Genomic DNA, 17670 nt, shown 5'->3' with positions numbered 1-17670 from the left:
GCAAGTCTCTTATACTTCCATGATCTCTTTTTCTTTAGCTACGAGCACCTTGTCGACTTCCGCAATAAATTTATCCGTCGTTTTCTGGATGTCTTCCTGATGACGGTGCGATTCATCCTCAGAAATATCGGTTTTCTCCATCTTTTTGATGTCGTCGTTGGCATCTCTGCGAATGTTGCGGATCGCCACTTTCGCTTCTTCGCCGAACTTCTTCGTCAATTTCACGAGTTCCGTGCGGCGTTCTTCGGTCAGCGGTGGAATCGAAAGACGAATGATGCTGCCGTCATTGGCCGGCGTCAGTCCGAGGTCGGACTTCATAATCGCTCTTTCGATATCGGACAGCGAAGATTTGTCCCAAGGCTGGATGAGCAGCGTGCGCGGATCCGGTGTGCTGATGTTGGCCAGTTGGTTCACCGGTGTCATCGCTCCATAATACTCTACTTGAATCCGGTCCAGCAGTGCCGGAGCGGCGCGGCCGGCGCGCAGCGTGGCGAGGTCTCTCTTCAAAGCGCCGATAGCTTTTTCCATGCGTTCTTCTGCGTGTTTTTTTACCGTTTCTGGCATTAGTCTACGCTCCCTTTAACAATCGTTCCGATTTTTTCACCCAAAACGACCCGTTTGATGTTCCCTTGCTCGGTAACAGCAAATACGATCAGCGGAATGTTGTTGTCCATGCAGAGGGATGATGCCGTGGAATCCATCACGCCCAGATTCTTGTTCAGCACGTCCATGTAAGTAAGCTGCTCATATTTCTCGGCCGTACTGTCTTTGAACGGATCGGCGGAGTACACGCCATCCACTTTGTTCTTGGCCATCAGGATCACTTCGGCCTCGATTTCAGCCGCACGCAGGGCAGCGGTTGTATCGGTCGAGAAGAACGGGTTACCCGTTCCTGCGGCAAAAATGACCACTCGGCCTTTCTCCAGGTGACGGATCGCCCTGCGGCGGATATAAGGCTCCGCGATTTGCTGCATGGCGATCGACGTCTGTACGCGCGTCGGCACGTCGATTTGTTCCAGGGCATCCTGAAGCGCCAGCGAATTCATGACCGTCGCCAGCATTCCCATGTAGTCGGCCGTTGCGCGGTCGATCCCGCTGGAACTGCCGGCAATGCCGCGCCAGATGTTGCCGCCGCCGCAGACGATCGCAACCTGAACGCCAAGATCCACCACTTCTTTGACTTGCTCTGCAATGGATCCGATCGTTTCCGCATCGATACCATAACCGTTCTGACCTGCGAGGGATTCCCCGCTGACCTTCAAGACAACTCGTTTAAATACAGGCTGTTCCAAATGTTTACCCTCCACTTTAAAGACATCACCATATGGCGCCAGTTGCTGCAACTAACGTTCGGCGGGCCCTATCCGGTAAACACCACACCAAACCGATGTCATTCTCTTCAGAAAAAACGTCTGCTCTTTTAAAAAAGAGGGAACACTGCGTGTTCCGCTCTTCTCTTGTTCTAGTTATAGATGCCGCAAAAAAAGGGCTCTTATTGTTTAACTTGCGCCATAACTTCTTCAACGAAGTTGTCGACTTTTTTCTCGAGTCCTTCGCCCAGTTCGTAACGAACAAAGCGGCGGATGGAGATGTTTTCGCCGATGGTGCTGATTTTTTCGTTCAGCAGCTGAGAAATCGTTTTGTCCGGATCCTTAATGAAGGATTGCTCCAGAAGGCAGAACTCCTCGTAGTATTTACCGATGCGGCCTTCAACCATTTTTTCAACGATTTTTTCAGGCTTGCCTTCGTTCAAAGCTTGGGCTTTCAGGATTTCTTTTTCCTTCTCTACTTCAGCTTGAGGCACTTCTTCGCGGGAAACGTAACGCGGGCTCGAAGCCGCGATATGCATTGCGATGTCGCGTGCAAACTCTTTGAACTGGTCCGTTTTACCAACGAAGTCGGTTTCGCAGTTGATTTCAACCAGAACGCCGATTCTTCCGCCGGCGTGGATGTACGCTTCTACTACACCTTCCGTAGCTGCGCGTCCAGCTTTGTTTGCTGCAGCAGCCAGACCTTTTTCACGAAGGAGTTCCGTTGCTTTGGTGATATCACCGTTTGCTTCTTCCAGCGCTTTTTTGCAATCGAGCATACCTGCGCCTGTTTTTTCACGAAGTTCTTTTACCGCACTAGCACTTACTGCCATCGAATATTCCCTCCAAATAGGATGCTAATTTTTCAGCCAGGCGTCACACCTGATCTTTGTTTTCATCTTAAAAAAAGGGCAGTGAGAGGTTATCCACCTACCAACCACCCTTTTCATTTAATTCATGTCTATATTGCGTAACTGTTGAAACTTAGGCAGAAGTTTCTTCGCCTTGGTGAGCTTCCACCACAGCGTCAGCCATTTTGCCAGTCAACAGCTTAACGGCACGGATCGCGTCGTCATTACCAGGAATAACGTAGTCGATTTCGTCCGGATCGCAGTTCGTGTCAACGATACCTACAATTGGGATACCCAATTTGCGGGCTTCGGCAACCGCGATGCGCTCTTTGCGCGGATCGATGATGAACAGGGCGCTTGGCAGGCCTCTCATGTTCTTGATGCCGCCCAGGAATTTCTCAAGACGATCTTTCTCTTTGCGGAGAAGGATGACTTCTTTCTTAGGAAGAACGGAGAAAGTGCCGTCTTCTTCCCATTTTTCGAGTTCTTTCAAACGGTTGATCCGTTTTTGAATCGTTTCAAAGTTAGTCAGCGTTCCGCCGAGCCAACGTTGGTTGATGTAGTACATGCCGCAACGTTCTGCTTCTTCTTTGACGGAGTCTTGGGCTTGTTTCTTCGTGCCGACGAAAAGAATTGTTCCGTTCTCTTCAGCCACGCTTTTCACGAAGTTAAAAGCTTCTTCGACCTTTTTAACTGTCTTTTGCAGGTCAATAATGTAAATTCCGTTTCTTTCAGTGAAGATATATTTATCCATTTTCGGGTTCCAACGACGAGTCTGGTGACCGAAGTGAACGCCAGCTTCGAGAAGCTGCTTCATGGAGATAACTGCCATCTTCACACACCTCCTAAGTTTGGTTTTTTATTGTGTCCTCCGCTGCTTTCATTTCCCGTCAAGACTCTCCATATGGAAAGCACCCTTTACGAAATCCGACAGCGTGTGTTTTAACACCGTCATTTAATATACCATATCTAAAAGCTCGATGCAACGCCTAAGGGACGGCTTTTTTCGCAGCCAAAAAACCGTCCAGCCGATTGTCGTTAGCGTGACGGTTTTGTCGTAATTTTAGCGATAATGGAACTGAATTCCTCGCCCGGTGAAAACGTGTATTGGCCGGTCTGGATTTTCGTGCTGATCTTGAGCGTTCTTCCTTTTTGTACGAATTGGTCGGCGTCGGCGATGACCCCGGCCTTCTCCAGCTTGCCGGCAACGTCCTCCAAATTGTTCCCGCTGGCGATTTTCACTTCAACGGTTTTGACCGCCGGCGCAGAAGGCGTTTGCGGCTGCTTGGCTGCTGAAGCCCCATCCGATCCCGGAGAGACTGATTTCGGCTGCTGGGAGGCGGCAGGCTGCTGCGGCTTATCCGGTTGGGCCGGCTGCTTCCCCGCGTTCGCGGCATTCGGCGCCTTCGCTGCGCTTCCTTTAGGAACCGAGCTCTGCCCAACCATCTGCTGCTTCCATTCCTCCTCGGTCATCAGCTTGTCCTCCTTGCCGACGATCTTCAGGTCCAGCGCCTCCGCCTGCTGCTCAAGCTCTTCCTTCGTCAGGCCGGCAGCCGCCGGGGCCTCTCCGACCGAGCGGCCGTTACCCTGCCCAAGGATCATCAGCTGCAGCAAGAGCGCTCCAAGCAGGAGCCCCAAGCCGAGTCCCATCATGAATGTCCGATTTCTGATCACACCGTCTCCTCCTGTTTCGCAAGCTGAAGAATCAACTGGATTTCGCCGCGGTGCATGCCTGTCATTTTTCCGATCGCATCGATGGATTTGCCAGCACTATACAGTTCGAACAGTTCCGGGTACCTGTCCCTGATCGACGGCTGCTGCTCAGACAGCGCCGGTTCGGTTCCGCCCTGGCCCTCCGAATCTGCTCCATCCGCCACTGCTGACCCCGGAAGAGCTTCCGGCTCGACGGCAGCAGCCGCTTCACGGCTAACCGGGGCCAACCCGGCAGGCAGTCTCTCTACTTGCGAAAGCCTTGCATCTTGCTGCGCCACCTGCTGTTCAAGCGAAACGAGCCGATGACGCATCTCCGTCAGCTGTTCCTGCTGGGACAGCTGCTTGGCCGCCATCTCCTGCTTCATTTGGGCAACCAGCTCGACGAGCTCGACGTTTTCATTTTCAATTTCGGCCATGTACTGCTCCAATGTGGCCTCGACCTGCTTGACCACGCTGCCTTGCTGGCTCTGCTCCTCCTTCCGTTTAGGAAGCATCATGGCGTACACCAACGCGGCAGCGCCCAATATAACGACGATTAACCAAGGTTCCAAGTAACGGCTCTCCTTTGACTGTGATATTCCTGCCCTGGCATCGGATCATAGGGACACATCCAGATGATGCCCCTTGAAGGGGTGCTGTGCATCTTGCAGTTCCTCATGCTCCTCTGCGGATGGGCTTGCGGCTTGATTTCGCTGATGCTTGTTCCGTCCGCCCTCATCCCGAACGGCGGCATCCGCCGCTTCGTCCACCGATTCGCTGCGCCTGCTCATTTCCGCCGCTTCTATGAGCTGCTGTTCGGCCAAAAACTGCTGATCCTGTGCAGGCCGGTGATGCAGTTCATTTTGCACCTTCCCGACCTCGCTGGTCCGTGGAATCGCAATTTGCATTTCAACTGCCTTCATACTCATTCGTCTTCCACCTCTTGTCGATAGGAATCGTATCCAGAGTACTCGCTTCTTTTTAGAGGTTGTTCAAAAAGATCGCTTTTGATAAGAAATCCGTCTATCGAAGTACCTTCAAAGAAGACAGACCGCGTTTAAAGGTAATTTTTCTTGAAATATCAGGAAGAAATGGCTCTGGATGTTTATACTTTCTGATATGATAAGAAAACCAATCGAGGCCAATCAAGGATGAGTGACCGCGATAAAATGCAGGTTTCTTGCGATATAGAATTTCATCAGCTCTGCTGATAACGAATAAATTCTATATCTAGATAGAATGAATTAATGTTTTTACTTGTCATCCCATGATCTAACGCGGAATTATTGTGTCAAAAATGTGACTTTCTTTAATTCAATCTATCTAACACGAAGTAAATCGGGAAGCTGACTTTCGCATCGAATCTTGAATTCAGCCGGGCCTATGCGGATGTTTACGTAGTATGTTTCCTTCGGAAACATTTCAGGTGCTCACGTACCCACTACAGGCAGATGCTTACGAAGTCGTTTTCTACGAAAACGTGTAGCTCTGCTCCTCAGTCCCTTGCTTCATCCAATTCAAGTGTTTTGAAAAAAACACACATCGGAAGCGTAAACTTCGGTGCTGAAAACCGACCTTTTTGAACTCGCACTTTATATTAAATGTACGGAGCCATCGTAATATCGCCTTCATGATAATAAAATGAAACCCGTTCCGCCGGGTCCTTAATAAATCGGGTATATCTGCCGATAACTATTTTAGAGCCTCCGTAGACCACTTTCACGACGTCGACGCGGGCCCGCACCGAATCTTCCAATGTTTTCTCGATATCCAATATACGTTCTTTCGCTTCCATCTGCTCCCGGTCATTCGATTTCTTGGTGGCGTTCAGTTTGAGCCTAAGCGCCATCTTGTCAGGCGGAAGTTGTCCTGAAGCGGCCAGCTGATTCAATAAATACAATGCCTTGTCCGTTTTGTCCTGCGCCTCTACCAGCTGTCTGATCTTGCCCCGCAGTTCGGTGAGCTCGTTTCTTAGCTCCGGCAGTACGCCCACCTCAATCGTCGTCATGGTCGACATGCTGTTGCCGATGGTTCTGGCAATGACCCGCTCTCCTGCCTGAATGACGCCGCCGACGATTAGCCCTTTGGTGGCGTTGCACAGTACGTTTCTCCCTGCCCGGATGTTGGAATGCATGATACTCTGCGAGACGATTACATCTTCCCCAGCGGTGACGTTGCCATCTTGGATGAAAGAGCTTTTTACATGTTGGCCCGCTTTCACATAACCTTTGTTGTAACCGATGATCCCGCTCGTAATTTCAATGGACCCATCCGCTTCCAGCTCCGCCCCCTCCACGCCGCCAACCACGCGGATATCCCCCGCCGCTTTCACGCGGAATCCGGTCAGAACGTTTCCCCGGATGACCACGGTGCCGACAAAGTCGATGTTCCCCACGCTGTAATCCACGTCCCCATTCACCTCATATACGGGAAAGACGTTGATTTTTCCTTTATCCGTCGTGGCGATCAGGCCGTCGATGGCGGCATACATGGCTGTGTTTTCCGGGTCCACCACCACATTTTTCCCTACCTTAAAATAGGCTTCTTTGCCGGGCTTGAACGGAATCATTTCCCCGGTAACGCTGAGTCCCGGTTTGCCGGGCTCGGGCGGAATCCGCTTGGCGATCAGCTGGCCCTTGATGACATTGTTGAGGCTGACCAGCTCTTTATAGTCCACTCTGCCGTCCTCGGTCTCGAGCGGCCTGTGCTCCTTGTCGTCCCGGAGGTTGAAGGCAAACTCGATCCGGCCGTCCTTGCCGCTGACGGGCTGTTCACCGATGGCAATCGCCGTCCGTCCAAACATGTACTCCTGAGGATGGCTGGAGATCCGGCTCAGGACCGCCTGATCCATGCCGAATTGAACTTGATGGCTCCTCAAAAAGAGCTGAAGATCTTCCTCCGTCACCTTAAAATCTTCGGAACGCTTGGAGAACTGCAGATAAGCGACGCTTTTATCCTCCGAAAAGGTAATATCCAAATAGGTTTCAAGCGCAATTGGAGCTGTCAATCGTTTTCCTCCTTTCTACTCGTGCAACGGTTAATCGTTTTGCATCAGTAAATCCCGGTTCTTCTCCAGCGTTGCGCGCAACCGCAAAATGGCCTTGGAATGAAGCTGGGATATTCTTGAAGGTGAAAGTGACATGACTTCGGCGATTTCGCTTAATGATAAGTCCTCATAATACAGCAGGGATACGACGGTTCTTTCTTTCTCGGTAAGCTTCTCAATCCCCTTGATGAGAGACTCCCGCAAATAAAACTCATTGACTTTGTAATCCGGATTTTTGGCCTTGTCGTCGACCATCACGGAGAGACGCGTCTCGGACTCCTCCTCGCGGATCGGGTCTTCCAGCGAGCAGAGCGACATCACCGCGACTTCCTGGAGCATCTGGTGAAAATCTTTCTCGGACACGTTTAAATATTCGCTCATCTCCGAATCCGTCACCGTCCGCAGGTGCCTCTGTTCAAGCTGCTGATAGGCATCCTCGATCCGCTTGGCCTTCTCCCGAACGGAGCGGGGCACCCAGTCCCCCTGCCGCAGTGAATCGAGAATAGCCCCTCTTACCCGGAAAGAAGCGTAGGTCTCAAACTGCAGTCCGCGTTTGTAGTCAAATTTGTCAATCGCATCGATCAGCCCCATAACGCCATTGCTGGCCAAATCATCCCTGGATACATTCCTTGGAAGGCCGATGGCAAGGCGGCTGGAAACATAATCCACAATGTGGAGGTGTTTCTCGATCAGGGACTTTTTTGCTTCAATATTTCCGTGTTCTTTCCATTGCTCCCAAAGCTCGGCATGATTCAGATGAGAAGCTTTGCGCTCGCTCATTTCCCCCACCCCCTATTTTTCTGACAGGTGTCGAACGGCTTTCGCCAGTTCTTCCGGATCCTTCGCCGAAACCAGCTTCGGCGGATTGAGTGGTGTAAAGCCTCCCCCATCCTCTTGAGCGGAGGCGGGCTTCGGCGTCAACAGATCATTTAACTCGTCGCTCTCATCCGGGGTCGTCACATCGAACCGGGTCCCCCGATCCTGCTCAGCTGCTGCCTCCTGTTCCGCTTCGGGGACGCTGACCACGCCCCACACCCAGCGAAGCAAAAAGGCGAGCAGAAACCAGATGACAAAAGATATCAGCCCTCTGATCAAGCTGGTCATAAACAGGTTGTTTCCCATCGAGATCAGCAGCGTCAGCACGAATCCAACAGCACCAAACACAAAGTTAAACAACAAATTTCCTTTCATGGCTACAATTCCTTTATACCCATTTGTACACTGCGCACGGACAGGATCCCGCTGCCTGAATCCAGTTCAATGGTTCGTCCGTGACTTCCACCCGTGTCTTCGGCGATTAACGGAATATGAAGATTGGACAGCATGGTTTTGCATGATTCCACATTCCTGGGGCCGATTCTCATCGTATCCCCGGTACCGGCCATCAGAAACATTTGCGATCCTCCGGCCATCTTGGCGACGATTCTGGAAGCCGACGCTCCCATGGCCAAAAGCCTCTCCAGCAATGCAGGCACTGCGGTATCCGCGTATTTGGCGATGTTCAGCTGCCCTTCACGGGCAATGTCTGAGGACGGCAGCATGATATGAGCCATACCCGCAATTTTGAGAAGAGGGTCATGCAGGGTGATTCCGACGCATGAGCCGAGGCCCAGCGTGCGAATGACCCCGGGATCGCGCACGACGTTCATATCGGCCATGCCTACTTTAACGATGCTTTGCTCTTCAATCATTCTCAAGAGGCACTCCCAGAGCTTGAAAAATTTTCGCGAACGAGTCCGGATCGGGAATCAGAAAGAACTTCCCTTCCACCTCATGATCACCTTCGAGGAATGTCGTATCGATCAGCAGCGCATCGTCGCCCATTTGGCCAAATTGGAGCAGCCCGTAGCTCAGAACGGCGCCGGCCATGTCCATAGCCAGGCCAGGGACCGTTGGGGACAAATCCAGTTTCGTAAAGTCGGCGAGTGAGGAAAGGTACGAGCCGGCCAAAATATTACCGATCTCGCAGAGTGCCGATTGCTCCATCTCGTCGAACATGCCGTCCAGGTCGACCTGCATGCCGGCCAGCTTCTTCAACAGGCTTTTGGCCGCTTCCGGGCTCAGAATAAAGAACAAGTTGCCGGGAGCGTCGCCTTCCACCCTCAGAAAAATCGCAATGACGATTCGCTCGGCCCCGCCGACCCTGTCGGCAATCTCCTCAAAGGGAAGCAGCTGCACTTTGGGAACCGCCATATCGACAGGTTTATCGAGCAGGCGGGACAGCGCCGTTGCCGCATTGCCCGCCCCGATATTGCCGACTTCCTTCAGGACATCCATTTTGAATTCCTTAAAATGTTTAAAGACCTCCACGAACTACTCCTCAAGGCTTTCCAGCTGAATAATTTCGCTCTTCTTCAGCACTTCGGACAAGTTCAGCATGATGAGCAGACGGTCATCGCCGATTTTTGCCACGCCGTCCAGGTATCTGGCCTTGATGCCACCGACGACTTCCGGCGGAGTCTCGATCCGGTCTCTGTTCAGATCGATGACGTCGTTGGCCGAATCGACGATAAAGCCGACTTCCATTTCGCCTACCACCACGATAATGATCCGCGTTTGGTCCGTATATTCGGTTTCCGGAAGGCCGAAGCGTCCCCGCAGGTCGATCACCGGAATGACGACGCCCCGCAGGTTAATGACGCCCTTAACGAACGTGTACGTCTTCGGAACGCGTGTAATCGGGAGCATGCGCTCGATCGTTTGGACTTTGTCGACTTCGATTCCGTACTCTTCACTGCCCAGCTTAAATACAATGACTTTGATATCTTCTCCCATGCCCAAAACTTCCTTATTTAAATGCGGCGTGTATGCGATGCTATATCGCCGCCGCAAGCCTTCCTTTATCGCAGACCTTCCTATTTAATGAAGACGTTCGGATCCAGAATCAGGGCCACCTGGCCATCGCCCAGAATAGTCGCCCCCGAAATCCCCTTGGTTTGCGGCAGATATTTGCCAAGGTTTTTCAGAACGATTTCGTTTTGTCCGATAAATTCGTCCACGGCCAAAGCCGCCAAACGGTCTCCCTTATGGATGACGATGATCTCGGTCTCGCCTTCGTCCTCTTCATTAAAGTCTGGAACCTCAAAGATGCGGCTCAGCGAAATGAGCGGGATCATGGATCCGCGGAAATCCACCATTTTGTTGCCGTGCACCTGGCGGATCTGCTCCTTCTTGACGATGCCGGTTTCCACAATTGAGCTGAGCGGGATGGCATATTTCTCGGATCCCATTTTCACAAGCATCGCGGCGATGATCGACAGGGTGAGCGGCAGCTGTACCGAGAAGTTGGTTCCTTTGCCCGGCGTCGAATAGATGGTCACCTGTCCGCCGAGAGAAGTGATCTTTGCCTTCACGACATCCAGTCCGACTCCACGGCCCGATACGTCGGAAATTTTCTCGGCGGTGCTGAAGCCCGGCGCGAACAGCAGCTGGTGCACCTGCTCGTCCGACATGCCCTTCGCTTCCTCCTCGGTGACGATGCCTTTCTTCAGTGCGGATTTCAGGACGTTATCACGATAGATGCCGCGTCCGTCCTCTTCAATTTCGATAAAGACGTGATTCCCGCTGTGAAAAGCCCGAAGGTGTACGGTGCCCGTCTCGGGTTTGCCTGCGGCAACCCGGTCCTGGGGCGACTCGATGCCATGGTCGACCGCGTTACGCAAAAGGTGAACGAGCGGATCCCCAATCTCATCGATAACGGTCCGGTCCAGCTCCGTTTCGGCGCCGGTAATGACCAGCTCCAGCTTTTTATCCAGCGATTTGGCCAAGTCGCGGACCATCCGCGGAAACCGGCTGAACACCGTATCGACCGGTACCATTCGCAGCTTCAGGACGATATTTTGCAAATCGGAGCTGACGCGGCTCATGTGCTCGACCGTCTCGGTCAAGGCGTGGTTCTGCACCTCTGAAGCCAGCTGTTCCAGACGTACCCGGTCGATCAGCAGCTCGCTAAACAGGTTCATCAGCACATCGAGCCGTTCGATATCAACCCGGATCGTGCGGGCCGGGGCACCGCCGGTTTTGGCGGCCGGCTTGGCGGCTGCCGCGGGCTTGTTATTCTTGTTCTCTGCCGTTGGAGCAGCAGCTGCCGGAGCGGCAGGCGCGGGTTTTGTTTCTTCGGCCACAGCAGCCGCAGATTGAGCGGTTGCCGCCCCCATCTCGGCCATTTGCTGCAGGGATTCGTGATCGAGTTCTACTACTGAAGCTTGGTCAATCTCCGAAACATTCAAAATTTGCTGTTGGAGTTCGGCAGGATCTTTTTGTGTTATGTAGTAGAGTGAGAAGCTTTTTTCGAATTTTTCCTGCTCAATATCCTGCACGGTTGGATGGGACTTAATGACTTCGCCGGACTTCTCCAGCAAATCAAACACCATATAGGCGCGGACCGCCTTCAGCTGACAATCATCCCGAATGGCGACGTCAATATACAGAACGCGGTGCCCTTCCCCTATGGACTGCTGCAAAACGGAGTATTGAAACTCATCGAGCTGGATGGCGGTATTGGTTTCTTGCTTGGCCGGGGCGGAGCCTGCGGACTTCGCGCTGCCGGCGGACGGGTTTTCTCCGCGAACGATCGCCTGGAGGTCGGCAACGATGGCCGATACGTCGGCTTTCCCTTCGCCGCCCTGGGTAATATCCTCCACCATGGCCTCAAGCGCATCGAGCCCTTTAAAAAGGGTGTCAAAGATAAAATCCTGCATCACGAGCTTTTCGTTGCGTACCAGGTCGAGCACGTTCTCCATTTGGTGGGTCAGCGACGCCAGGTCCTCGAAGCCCATCGTAGCCGCCATCCCTTTCAGCGTATGAGCCGAGCGAAAAATAATCTGTACGATGGAGAGATCATTCGGTGTCTGTTCGAGCAGCAGCATGTTTTCGTTCAAGGATTGCAGATGATCATTGGACTCATCGATAAACATGGATAAATACTGATTCATGTCCATTATGAGACACCTCCTAATAAGTTTGCTTTCCGTTGCCTACAGCCTGGACGAGCCCTGCGGCAATATTGTGAAGCGGTAACACTTGATTCACGCAGCCGAGTTCCACTGCGGAACGCGGCATGCCGTATACGATGCAGGTCTCCTCGCTCTCCGCAAACGTGCTGGTAACCCCGGCATCGTACAGCCGCTTCATCATCTTTGCCCCGTCGCTTCCCATCCCGGTCATCAGCACAACGTGGCGTTTCAGGGATGGAAGCTCAAGCAGGGATTCGAACATGACATCCACCGACGGACGGTGGCCGCCCACCGGACTCTCCTCCGTCAGCGAGATCCTTAAGCCCCGGCTCTGATCCGGTACGATTTTCGTATGATAGCCGCCCGGGGCAATATAAGCGAAGCCGGGCTCCAATGCCATTCCCTGCTCGGCTTCAACCACGGTCAGCGGGCTGAATGTATTCAGCCGTTGGGCTAGGGATTTCGTAAAATTGGGCGGCATATGCTGCACGATGATAACAGGTGCCGGAAAATCGGCCGGTATACCCTCAAGCAGCGTCTTCAGCGCCCGCGGTCCGCCAGTGGAGCAGCCGACCGCAACAAGCTGCGTAAACGCGGTTGCTGCCCTGCCCTCCGATGTCCGGCGGGGCTTAGCGGCATCCGTTCCCGGCGCCTCTGTTGTTGTCGCGTCTTCCGCCGAAGGAGCGGATTCCAGCACCTGGTGCGTCAGTTCACATGTTGTCCTGCTATTCGGGGAATCCTTCGGTTTCTTTCCTGCTCCAGGCTTGGGAAGCTTCGACGCCATGGGCTTGTCAGGCTGCTGCAGGACAACCTCCTTATCGGGAGCGCTCTCCTGCGCGGCTGCCTCGTGACGAAGAGCGCCGGTTTCTTTCGCCAGGTCCGGGAGCGGCCGCTTCCGCCCCAGCTTTGGCAGGACTGGCGTTGAGACCGGTGCAGCCGCGGCAGGCTTGTTCTTCCGCTTCTCTTCCTCCGCTTTCCAAAGCGCTCTCCGTTCCTTGGCCGCCATCGCCGCCTTCATCTGCTCAAGCAGGGCATCCCGGACGTCATCGATCTGCTGCGCATGCGTTACGGAAGGCTTGCGGATAAAATCGAACGCTCCGGCTTCGAGGGCTTTGATCGTCTCCCTCATGCCAGCCTCATTGATGCCGGACAGCATGATTACCGGCAGCGGATGCGCCTGCATAATGACCGTAAGCGCTTCGAGTCCGTTCATCACCGGCATCTCTACGTCCATCGTGACGATGTCCGGCTGCTGGCTTAAAACTTTGTCTACGGCTTCCTTTCCGTTAACGGCCGTATCAACGACGCGAAATGCGGGATCCTTTTCAATGAGATCGGATACGATCTTCCGCATGAAAGCCGAGTCGTCCACTACTATGACTTTGTATGGCGTCATGCCGCTTGTTCACCTCTGTTCCTTAGTACAGAAAATCATTTTGTACGACGAAGCCATTTATGCATAAACCCTTTGATCCCTGACAAGGCACTTGGTTCCGGGGGAGCCGGTACAAGCATGTAACGGTATGCGATCCGCTGCAGATCCCTCGCTGCATTGCAGTTCGGGTACGCAAGGGAAAAGGGAACCTGCTTCTTAACCGCTTGTACAACATGACTGTCATCTGCGATGTAACCCAGCATGGTCGTTTCCACGCCCAGAAAACGCCGGGCCGCCATGGCGATTTTGTCGGCGGTTTGAGCCGCTTCCTTCTCATCGCCCGCCCTGTTAATGATCAGCTTGAAGGTAACGCCCGGTTCCGTGCCGCTGACCACCTTGATTAAAGCGTAGGCGTCGGTGATCGAGGTCGGCTCCGGTGTGGTCACAACCAGGCATTCATCCGCCGAACGGATAAAGTTCAAGTTCTCCTTGGACAGCCCCGCACCGGTATCGAAGATGATATAGTCCATCTCGTCTGCCAGTCCTTCAATCTGCTCCGTAAAATAAGCCAAGTCCTGCTCGGAGAGTGACAACAGCTCGGATAACCCGGAACCGCCGGCGATAAAAGACAACGAATGTGGTCCCTTCTCGATGATTTCGCCCACCGACTTCTCACGCTGGAGCAAATGGTACAGGTTGAATTTGGGCGAGATGCCCATCAGTACATCGATGTTGGCCATGCCGATATCGGCGTCGAACACCAGCACTTTCCGCCCCATCGCCTGCAGGGCAAGGGCAAAATTCAGCGTAAAATTCGATTTGCCTACGCCACCCTTTCCGCTCGTGACAGTGATCAGCTTGGCGGTTTTCCCCGTCCCGGGCAGCCTGGGCTCCTTCCCGGCTGCGGCTCCTCTCCCGCCGGATCCCTGCTGCCGGATCAACTCTCTTAAAGCCTGCGCCTGGTCCATCATGGCGCCTCTTCTCCAAGCAGCATGCCGCACAGCTTCTTGCTGTCCGGAAGGAGGAGATCTTCAGGCACGTTCTGGCCGTTGGTCATGTAGGACAGGTACAGCGGGTATTCCCGGATCAGGTTAAAGACGGAGCCGCAGCTTCCGGTCTCATCCAGCTTGGTAAAGATCACCTTGTCCAGCCCGTACTTGCTGAAGTGTTCCGTGATCTTCTTCATATCCTGGCTCTTGGATGTCAGGCTGAGCACGAGAAAGGTCTCGCTGTGGTCCGTTATGGCGGAAAACAGGCTTTGCAGCTCCGAGACGAGCAGCTCGTTACGATAGTTGCGGCCGGCCGTGTCCATCAGGATGATGTCGCAGTCCTGGAGGCGCTGAAACGCCCGCTGCATATCACCGGGCGACTGTACCACCTCCAGCGGAACATTCAGGATGGAAGCGTACGTCCGAAGCTGGTCGACTGCCGAGATGCGGTAGGTATCGGATGTGATCAGGCCAACCTTCCGGTGAAAACGCAGCAGCTGTTCTGCAGCCAGCTTGGCGATGGTCGTCGTTTTGCCGACCCCCGTAGGACCTGCGACATAGACGATCCGTGTCCGGTTGGCAATGCCTCCGCCAAACCGCTCCGAGAGGAACGCCAGCACTTGGCTGCGCACATGCGCAAACAATTCCGTATCCCCCAGCGTCCGCCCGCTCTCTTCCCAATGGTCGAAGGAGGAGGTAATCCACTTCTCGATGAGGTCGAAATCGACCTCCTGCTGGATCAACCGCTCCTGCAGCTTCTCCAGTACAGCCGGAAGCTGCTGCTTCATCATCGACTGGCGGGAAATTTTGGCCATCCACGCCTTCATTTCCTGCAGCTCTTCCAGCAGCTTCGCTTCCACGCTGTTTCTGGCCTCCGGCTCTCTTTCCTCCACCGGCTGCAGCTGTTCGTGGCGGCTGAGCGCTCCGGCAAACTGCTCCTGTTCCGAAGAAGGGAGCGTTACGTTTGAATGCAGCGTCTCGTTTGCAGCGGCTGATTCCCCAAATCCGGCCGCCCGGGTCACAGCCTGGCCGGCGTAAACGGATGTGATCTCCGTACCGCGAGGCTCCGGTTGAACAGGGGCTGCCTCCGGCTGGGTATGATCAGCAGAAGCCTTGGCGCCGGATGCGGCAAGGGTCAGCTCGGCGGTCTTCTTGTATGCCTGCGGCACGGCCTTCTGCGGAACCGCTGCCTTTTGGGGAGCCGGGCCCTGCGCCTGCCGCTGTTTCGTTGCTGTATTCGCCTGTTCATCTGCTTCCACCGCGGCGATGACCTCGATTTTTTTCTTCTTAAACATACCTAGGAAACCGCCCAGCTTGGTCTCCTTCGTGCTCAGAATGACGGCATCGCTGCCCAGGTCATTGCGGATTTGGAGCATAGCTTCAGGCATCGAATCGACCACATATCGCTTTACTCTCATAAGTTCACCACTCCGACACTTTGAATTTCTACATTGGGTTCAAGCTCGCTGTAAGAAAGAACCGGAATATCCTGCATGGTCCGCTCGATCACCTGACGCAAATACATGCGGATAGTCGGCGAGGCAAGCAAAATGGGCTGCTGCCCCGATTGAAGCAGGCGGTTGATCTGCTCGCTGAGCTTCTGGTACACCGTCTGTGTGGATACCGGGTCCATTGCCAGGTAGCTCCCCTGATCCGTCTGCTGGACGCTGTCGGTAATCTTTTTCTCCAGCGTCGGCCCTACCGTAATGACCTTAAGCGTTTCGCCTTCCCTTGAGAACTGCTGCGTAATTTGCCGGGACAACGCCTGCCGCACATACTCGGTCAGCACATCGGGGTCTTTGGTATATTGGCCGTAATCCGCCAGCGTTTCAAAGATCGACACCAAATCCCGGATCGAAATTTTCTCACGAAGCAGCTTGGCCAAAACCTTCTGAACATCTCCGATCGACAGCACCGACGGAATAAGCTCGTCGACAAGAACCGGATAATTTTCGCGCAAATTGTCGACCAGCGTCTTCGTCTCCTGCCGTCCCAGAAGCTCGTGGGCATGCTTTTTGATCAGCTCGGTCAAATGGGTCGCCACGACGGACGGCGGATCCACTACCGTATAGCCCGAAAGCTCCGCGCGATCCTTCGTCGCTTCGTCAATCCACAAGGCCGGAAGTCCGAAAGCTGGTTCCAAAGTTTCAATTCCCGTGATCGATTCGTCATCGTAACCGGGACTCATGGCCAGGTAGTGATTTAATAGTAATTCACCGCTTCCGACGGTATTCCCTTTAATTTTAATGACATATTCGTTCGGTTTTAGTTGAATATTGTCGCGGATCCGGATCACCGGAACGACGAGCCCCAGCTCCAAGGCACACTGCCTGCGGATCATAATGATCCGGTCAAGCAAATCTCCGCCCTGCTGTGTATCCGCCAAAGGAATCAATCCGTAACCGAATTCGAATTCGATCGGGTCCACCTGCAGCAGGTTGATGACACTTTCCGGACTGCGCACCTCTTCGATCTGCTGCTCCTCTTCCTGCTGTTCCACCTCGATCTGCTTCCGGTCCATGTTTCTCTGCATCCGGTAGGCCGCAAAAGCAAGCAGGCCGGCCAGCGGAAGCGTCGTGATGAGATGAATCGGTGTAAACAGCCCGAGGAGGGCAATCGTCGCCGCCACAATGTACAGCAGCTTCGGGTAAGACAGCAGCTGCTTGGTCAGATCGTTCGCCAAATTGCCCTCCGAAGAAGAACGCGTCACGATCAAACCGGAAGCCGTTGAAATTAAGAGTGCGGGAATTTGACTGACCAGACCATCCCCGATGGTTAACACCGAGTAAGTGGACATGGCATCCTGGAAGGACAGGCCGCGCATGGCGATCCCGATAATAAAACCGCCGACCAGGTTGATCAGCAGGATAATGATGCTCGCGATCGCGTCCCCTTTGACGAACTTGCTCGCACCGTCCATCGCGCCGTAAAAATCCGCTTCACGCTCGACCTTGCGGCGACGCTCCCTCGCCTGCTGCTCATTGATCATACCGGCGTTCAGGTCGGCATCGATGCTCATCTGCTTGCCGGGCATCGCGTCGAGCGTAAACCGTGCGGCGACTTCCGCCACCCGTTCCGATCCCTTCGTAATGACGATAAACTGCACGACGACCAGAATCAGAAAGACGATAAAGCCGACGGCGATTTCCCCTCTGGCGATCCAGCTGCCAAACGTTTTGACGACGTCGCCGGCAAAGCCCTCGGACAAGATGAGCTTGGTCGTCGAAATGTTCAGCGCCAGCCGGAACAGCGTCGTAATGAGCAGAAGCGAAGGGAATATGGAAAACTGCAGCGCTTCCTGCGTATTCATCGCGACCAGCAAAATAATGAGCGCGAGCGAAATATTGATGACCAGCAGCACGTCGAGCAGCCAGGACGGGATCGGAAGAATCATCATCATCACAATGCCGATGACGCCGGTCAGAATCGTTATCTCTTTTAACTTCAAAGCT

At 53.8% G+C, this 17670-nt stretch carries 18 protein-coding genes; all 18 read right to left on the bottom strand.

All coding sequences use genetic code 11. The features are described 5' to 3' along the window. Window positions 1–9: 9 nt before the first annotated feature. Window positions 10–564, bottom strand: coding sequence for a ribosome recycling factor (gene frr / locus FHS19_RS02720; protein WP_183578253.1), 555 nt, complete (start codon window positions 562–564; stop codon window positions 10–12). Further along, entirely contained in the window at window positions 564–1292 is a 729-nt protein-coding gene (pyrH, locus tag FHS19_RS02715; protein ID WP_076168079.1) for a UMP kinase, read from the bottom strand. The genes frr and pyrH overlap by 1 nt, the downstream gene beginning before the upstream one ends. Window positions 1293–1492: 200 nt before the next feature. Next, on the bottom strand, window positions 1493–2143 hold the full coding sequence (gene tsf, locus FHS19_RS02710; protein ID WP_076168081.1) for a translation elongation factor Ts: 651 nt from the start codon (window positions 2141–2143) through the stop codon (window positions 1493–1495). Between the two features lie 151 nt (window positions 2144–2294). Further along, on the bottom strand, window positions 2295–2993 hold the full coding sequence (gene rpsB / locus FHS19_RS02705) for a 30S ribosomal protein S2 (RefSeq protein WP_076168084.1): 699 nt from the start codon (window positions 2991–2993) through the stop codon (window positions 2295–2297). Window positions 2994–3199: 206 nt separating this feature from the next. Further along, a complete protein-coding gene (locus tag FHS19_RS02700; RefSeq protein ID WP_183578250.1) occupies window positions 3200–3835 on the bottom strand; it encodes an endolytic transglycosylase MltG in 636 nt (211 codons plus the stop codon). Continuing rightward, on the bottom strand, window positions 3832–4425 hold the full coding sequence (locus tag FHS19_RS02695; protein WP_246426402.1) for a hypothetical protein: 594 nt from the start codon (window positions 4423–4425) through the stop codon (window positions 3832–3834). The genes FHS19_RS02700 and FHS19_RS02695 overlap by 4 nt, the downstream gene beginning before the upstream one ends. 45 nt (window positions 4426–4470) lie before the next feature. Continuing rightward, window positions 4471–4782 (bottom strand): hypothetical protein, encoded by a 312-nt coding sequence (locus FHS19_RS02690; RefSeq protein WP_183578248.1) that lies wholly within the window; start codon window positions 4780–4782, stop codon window positions 4471–4473. Between the two features lie 668 nt (window positions 4783–5450). After that, window positions 5451–6860, bottom strand: a complete 1410-nt coding sequence (locus FHS19_RS02685; RefSeq protein WP_183578245.1) for a flagellar assembly protein A — start codon at window positions 6858–6860, stop codon at window positions 5451–5453. Between the two features lie 30 nt (window positions 6861–6890). Next, complete coding sequence (locus tag FHS19_RS02680; protein ID WP_183578241.1) at window positions 6891–7679, bottom strand: FliA/WhiG family RNA polymerase sigma factor; 789 nt, start codon at window positions 7677–7679, stop codon at window positions 6891–6893. A gap of 12 nt (window positions 7680–7691) precedes the next feature. Further along, a complete protein-coding gene (locus FHS19_RS02675) occupies window positions 7692–8090 on the bottom strand; it encodes a hypothetical protein (RefSeq protein ID WP_183578238.1) in 399 nt (132 codons plus the stop codon). A 2-nt stretch (window positions 8091–8092) separates the two neighbouring features. Next, window positions 8093–8590 carry a chemotaxis protein CheD gene (locus tag FHS19_RS02670; RefSeq protein WP_183578235.1) on the bottom strand — a complete coding sequence of 166 codons (498 nt, stop codon included), beginning with the start codon at window positions 8588–8590 and terminating at the stop codon, window positions 8093–8095. Beyond that, the gene (locus tag FHS19_RS02665) at window positions 8583–9176 is read right to left on the bottom strand and encodes a chemotaxis protein CheC (protein ID WP_221223856.1); all 594 of its coding nucleotides are present in this window, start codon (window positions 9174–9176) and stop codon (window positions 8583–8585) included. Before FHS19_RS02665 ends, FHS19_RS02670 begins: the two co-directional genes overlap by 8 nt. A gap of 36 nt (window positions 9177–9212) precedes the next feature. After that, window positions 9213–9674, bottom strand: a complete 462-nt coding sequence (locus FHS19_RS02660) for a chemotaxis protein CheW (protein ID WP_183578230.1) — start codon at window positions 9672–9674, stop codon at window positions 9213–9215. Between the two features lie 80 nt (window positions 9675–9754). Next, the gene (locus FHS19_RS02655) at window positions 9755–11839 is read right to left on the bottom strand and encodes a chemotaxis protein CheA (RefSeq protein WP_183578227.1); all 2085 of its coding nucleotides are present in this window, start codon (window positions 11837–11839) and stop codon (window positions 9755–9757) included. A 13-nt stretch (window positions 11840–11852) separates the two neighbouring features. Then, window positions 11853–13250 (bottom strand): protein-glutamate methylesterase/protein-glutamine glutaminase, encoded by a 1398-nt coding sequence (locus FHS19_RS02650; RefSeq protein ID WP_183578223.1) that lies wholly within the window; start codon window positions 13248–13250, stop codon window positions 11853–11855. Window positions 13251–13285: 35 nt separating this feature from the next. Further along, window positions 13286–14200, bottom strand: a complete 915-nt coding sequence (locus tag FHS19_RS02645; RefSeq protein WP_183578219.1) for a MinD/ParA family protein — start codon at window positions 14198–14200, stop codon at window positions 13286–13288. After that, window positions 14197–15636 carry a flagellar biosynthesis GTPase FlhF gene (flhF, locus tag FHS19_RS02640; protein ID WP_183578216.1) on the bottom strand — a complete coding sequence of 480 codons (1440 nt, stop codon included), beginning with the start codon at window positions 15634–15636 and terminating at the stop codon, window positions 14197–14199. The genes FHS19_RS02645 and flhF overlap by 4 nt, the downstream gene beginning before the upstream one ends. Further along, entirely contained in the window at window positions 15633–17666 is a 2034-nt protein-coding gene (flhA, locus tag FHS19_RS02635) for a flagellar biosynthesis protein FlhA (RefSeq protein WP_183578213.1), read from the bottom strand. Before flhA ends, flhF begins: the two co-directional genes overlap by 4 nt. Window positions 17667–17670: the final 4 nt, after the last annotated feature.

This window comes from Paenibacillus rhizosphaerae, from assembly GCF_014192015.1.
In the GTDB taxonomy this organism is placed as follows: domain Bacteria; phylum Bacillota; class Bacilli; order Paenibacillales; family Paenibacillaceae; genus Paenibacillus_AQ; species Paenibacillus_AQ rhizosphaerae.
The sequence above is the reverse complement of the archived record's forward strand: the minus strand, read 5'-3'. Positions and strand labels throughout refer to the sequence as shown.

Coding starts and splice junctions, on each gene's coding strand:
- frr (WP_183578253.1), bottom strand. CDS start 564: ATGCCAGAAACGGTAAAAAAACACGCAGAAGAACGCATGGAAAAAGCT.
- tsf (WP_076168081.1), bottom strand. CDS start 2,143: ATGGCAGTAAGTGCTAGTGCGGTAAAAGAACTTCGTGAAAAAACAGGC.
- rpsB (WP_076168084.1), bottom strand. CDS start 2,993: ATGGCAGTTATCTCCATGAAGCAGCTTCTCGAAGCTGGCGTTCACTTC.
- FHS19_RS02690 (WP_183578248.1), bottom strand. CDS start 4,782: ATGAGTATGAAGGCAGTTGAAATGCAAATTGCGATTCCACGGACCAGC.
- FHS19_RS02680 (WP_183578241.1), bottom strand. CDS start 7,679: ATGAGCGAGCGCAAAGCTTCTCATCTGAATCATGCCGAGCTTTGGGAG.
- FHS19_RS02675 (WP_183578238.1), bottom strand. CDS start 8,090: ATGAAAGGAAATTTGTTGTTTAACTTTGTGTTTGGTGCTGTTGGATTC.
- FHS19_RS02670 (WP_183578235.1), bottom strand. CDS start 8,590: ATGATTGAAGAGCAAAGCATCGTTAAAGTAGGCATGGCCGATATGAAC.
- FHS19_RS02665 (WP_221223856.1), bottom strand. CDS start 9,176: ATGGATGTCCTGAAGGAAGTCGGCAATATCGGGGCGGGCAATGCGGCA.
- FHS19_RS02660 (WP_183578230.1), bottom strand. CDS start 9,674: ATGGGAGAAGATATCAAAGTCATTGTATTTAAGCTGGGCAGTGAAGAG.
- FHS19_RS02655 (WP_183578227.1), bottom strand. CDS start 11,839: ATGGACATGAATCAGTATTTATCCATGTTTATCGATGAGTCCAATGAT.
- FHS19_RS02650 (WP_183578223.1), bottom strand. CDS start 13,250: ATGACGCCATACAAAGTCATAGTAGTGGACGACTCGGCTTTCATGCGG.
- FHS19_RS02645 (WP_183578219.1), bottom strand. CDS start 14,200: ATGATGGACCAGGCGCAGGCTTTAAGAGAGTTGATCCGGCAGCAGGGA.
- flhF (WP_183578216.1), bottom strand. CDS start 15,636: ATGAGAGTAAAGCGATATGTGGTCGATTCGATGCCTGAAGCTATGCTC.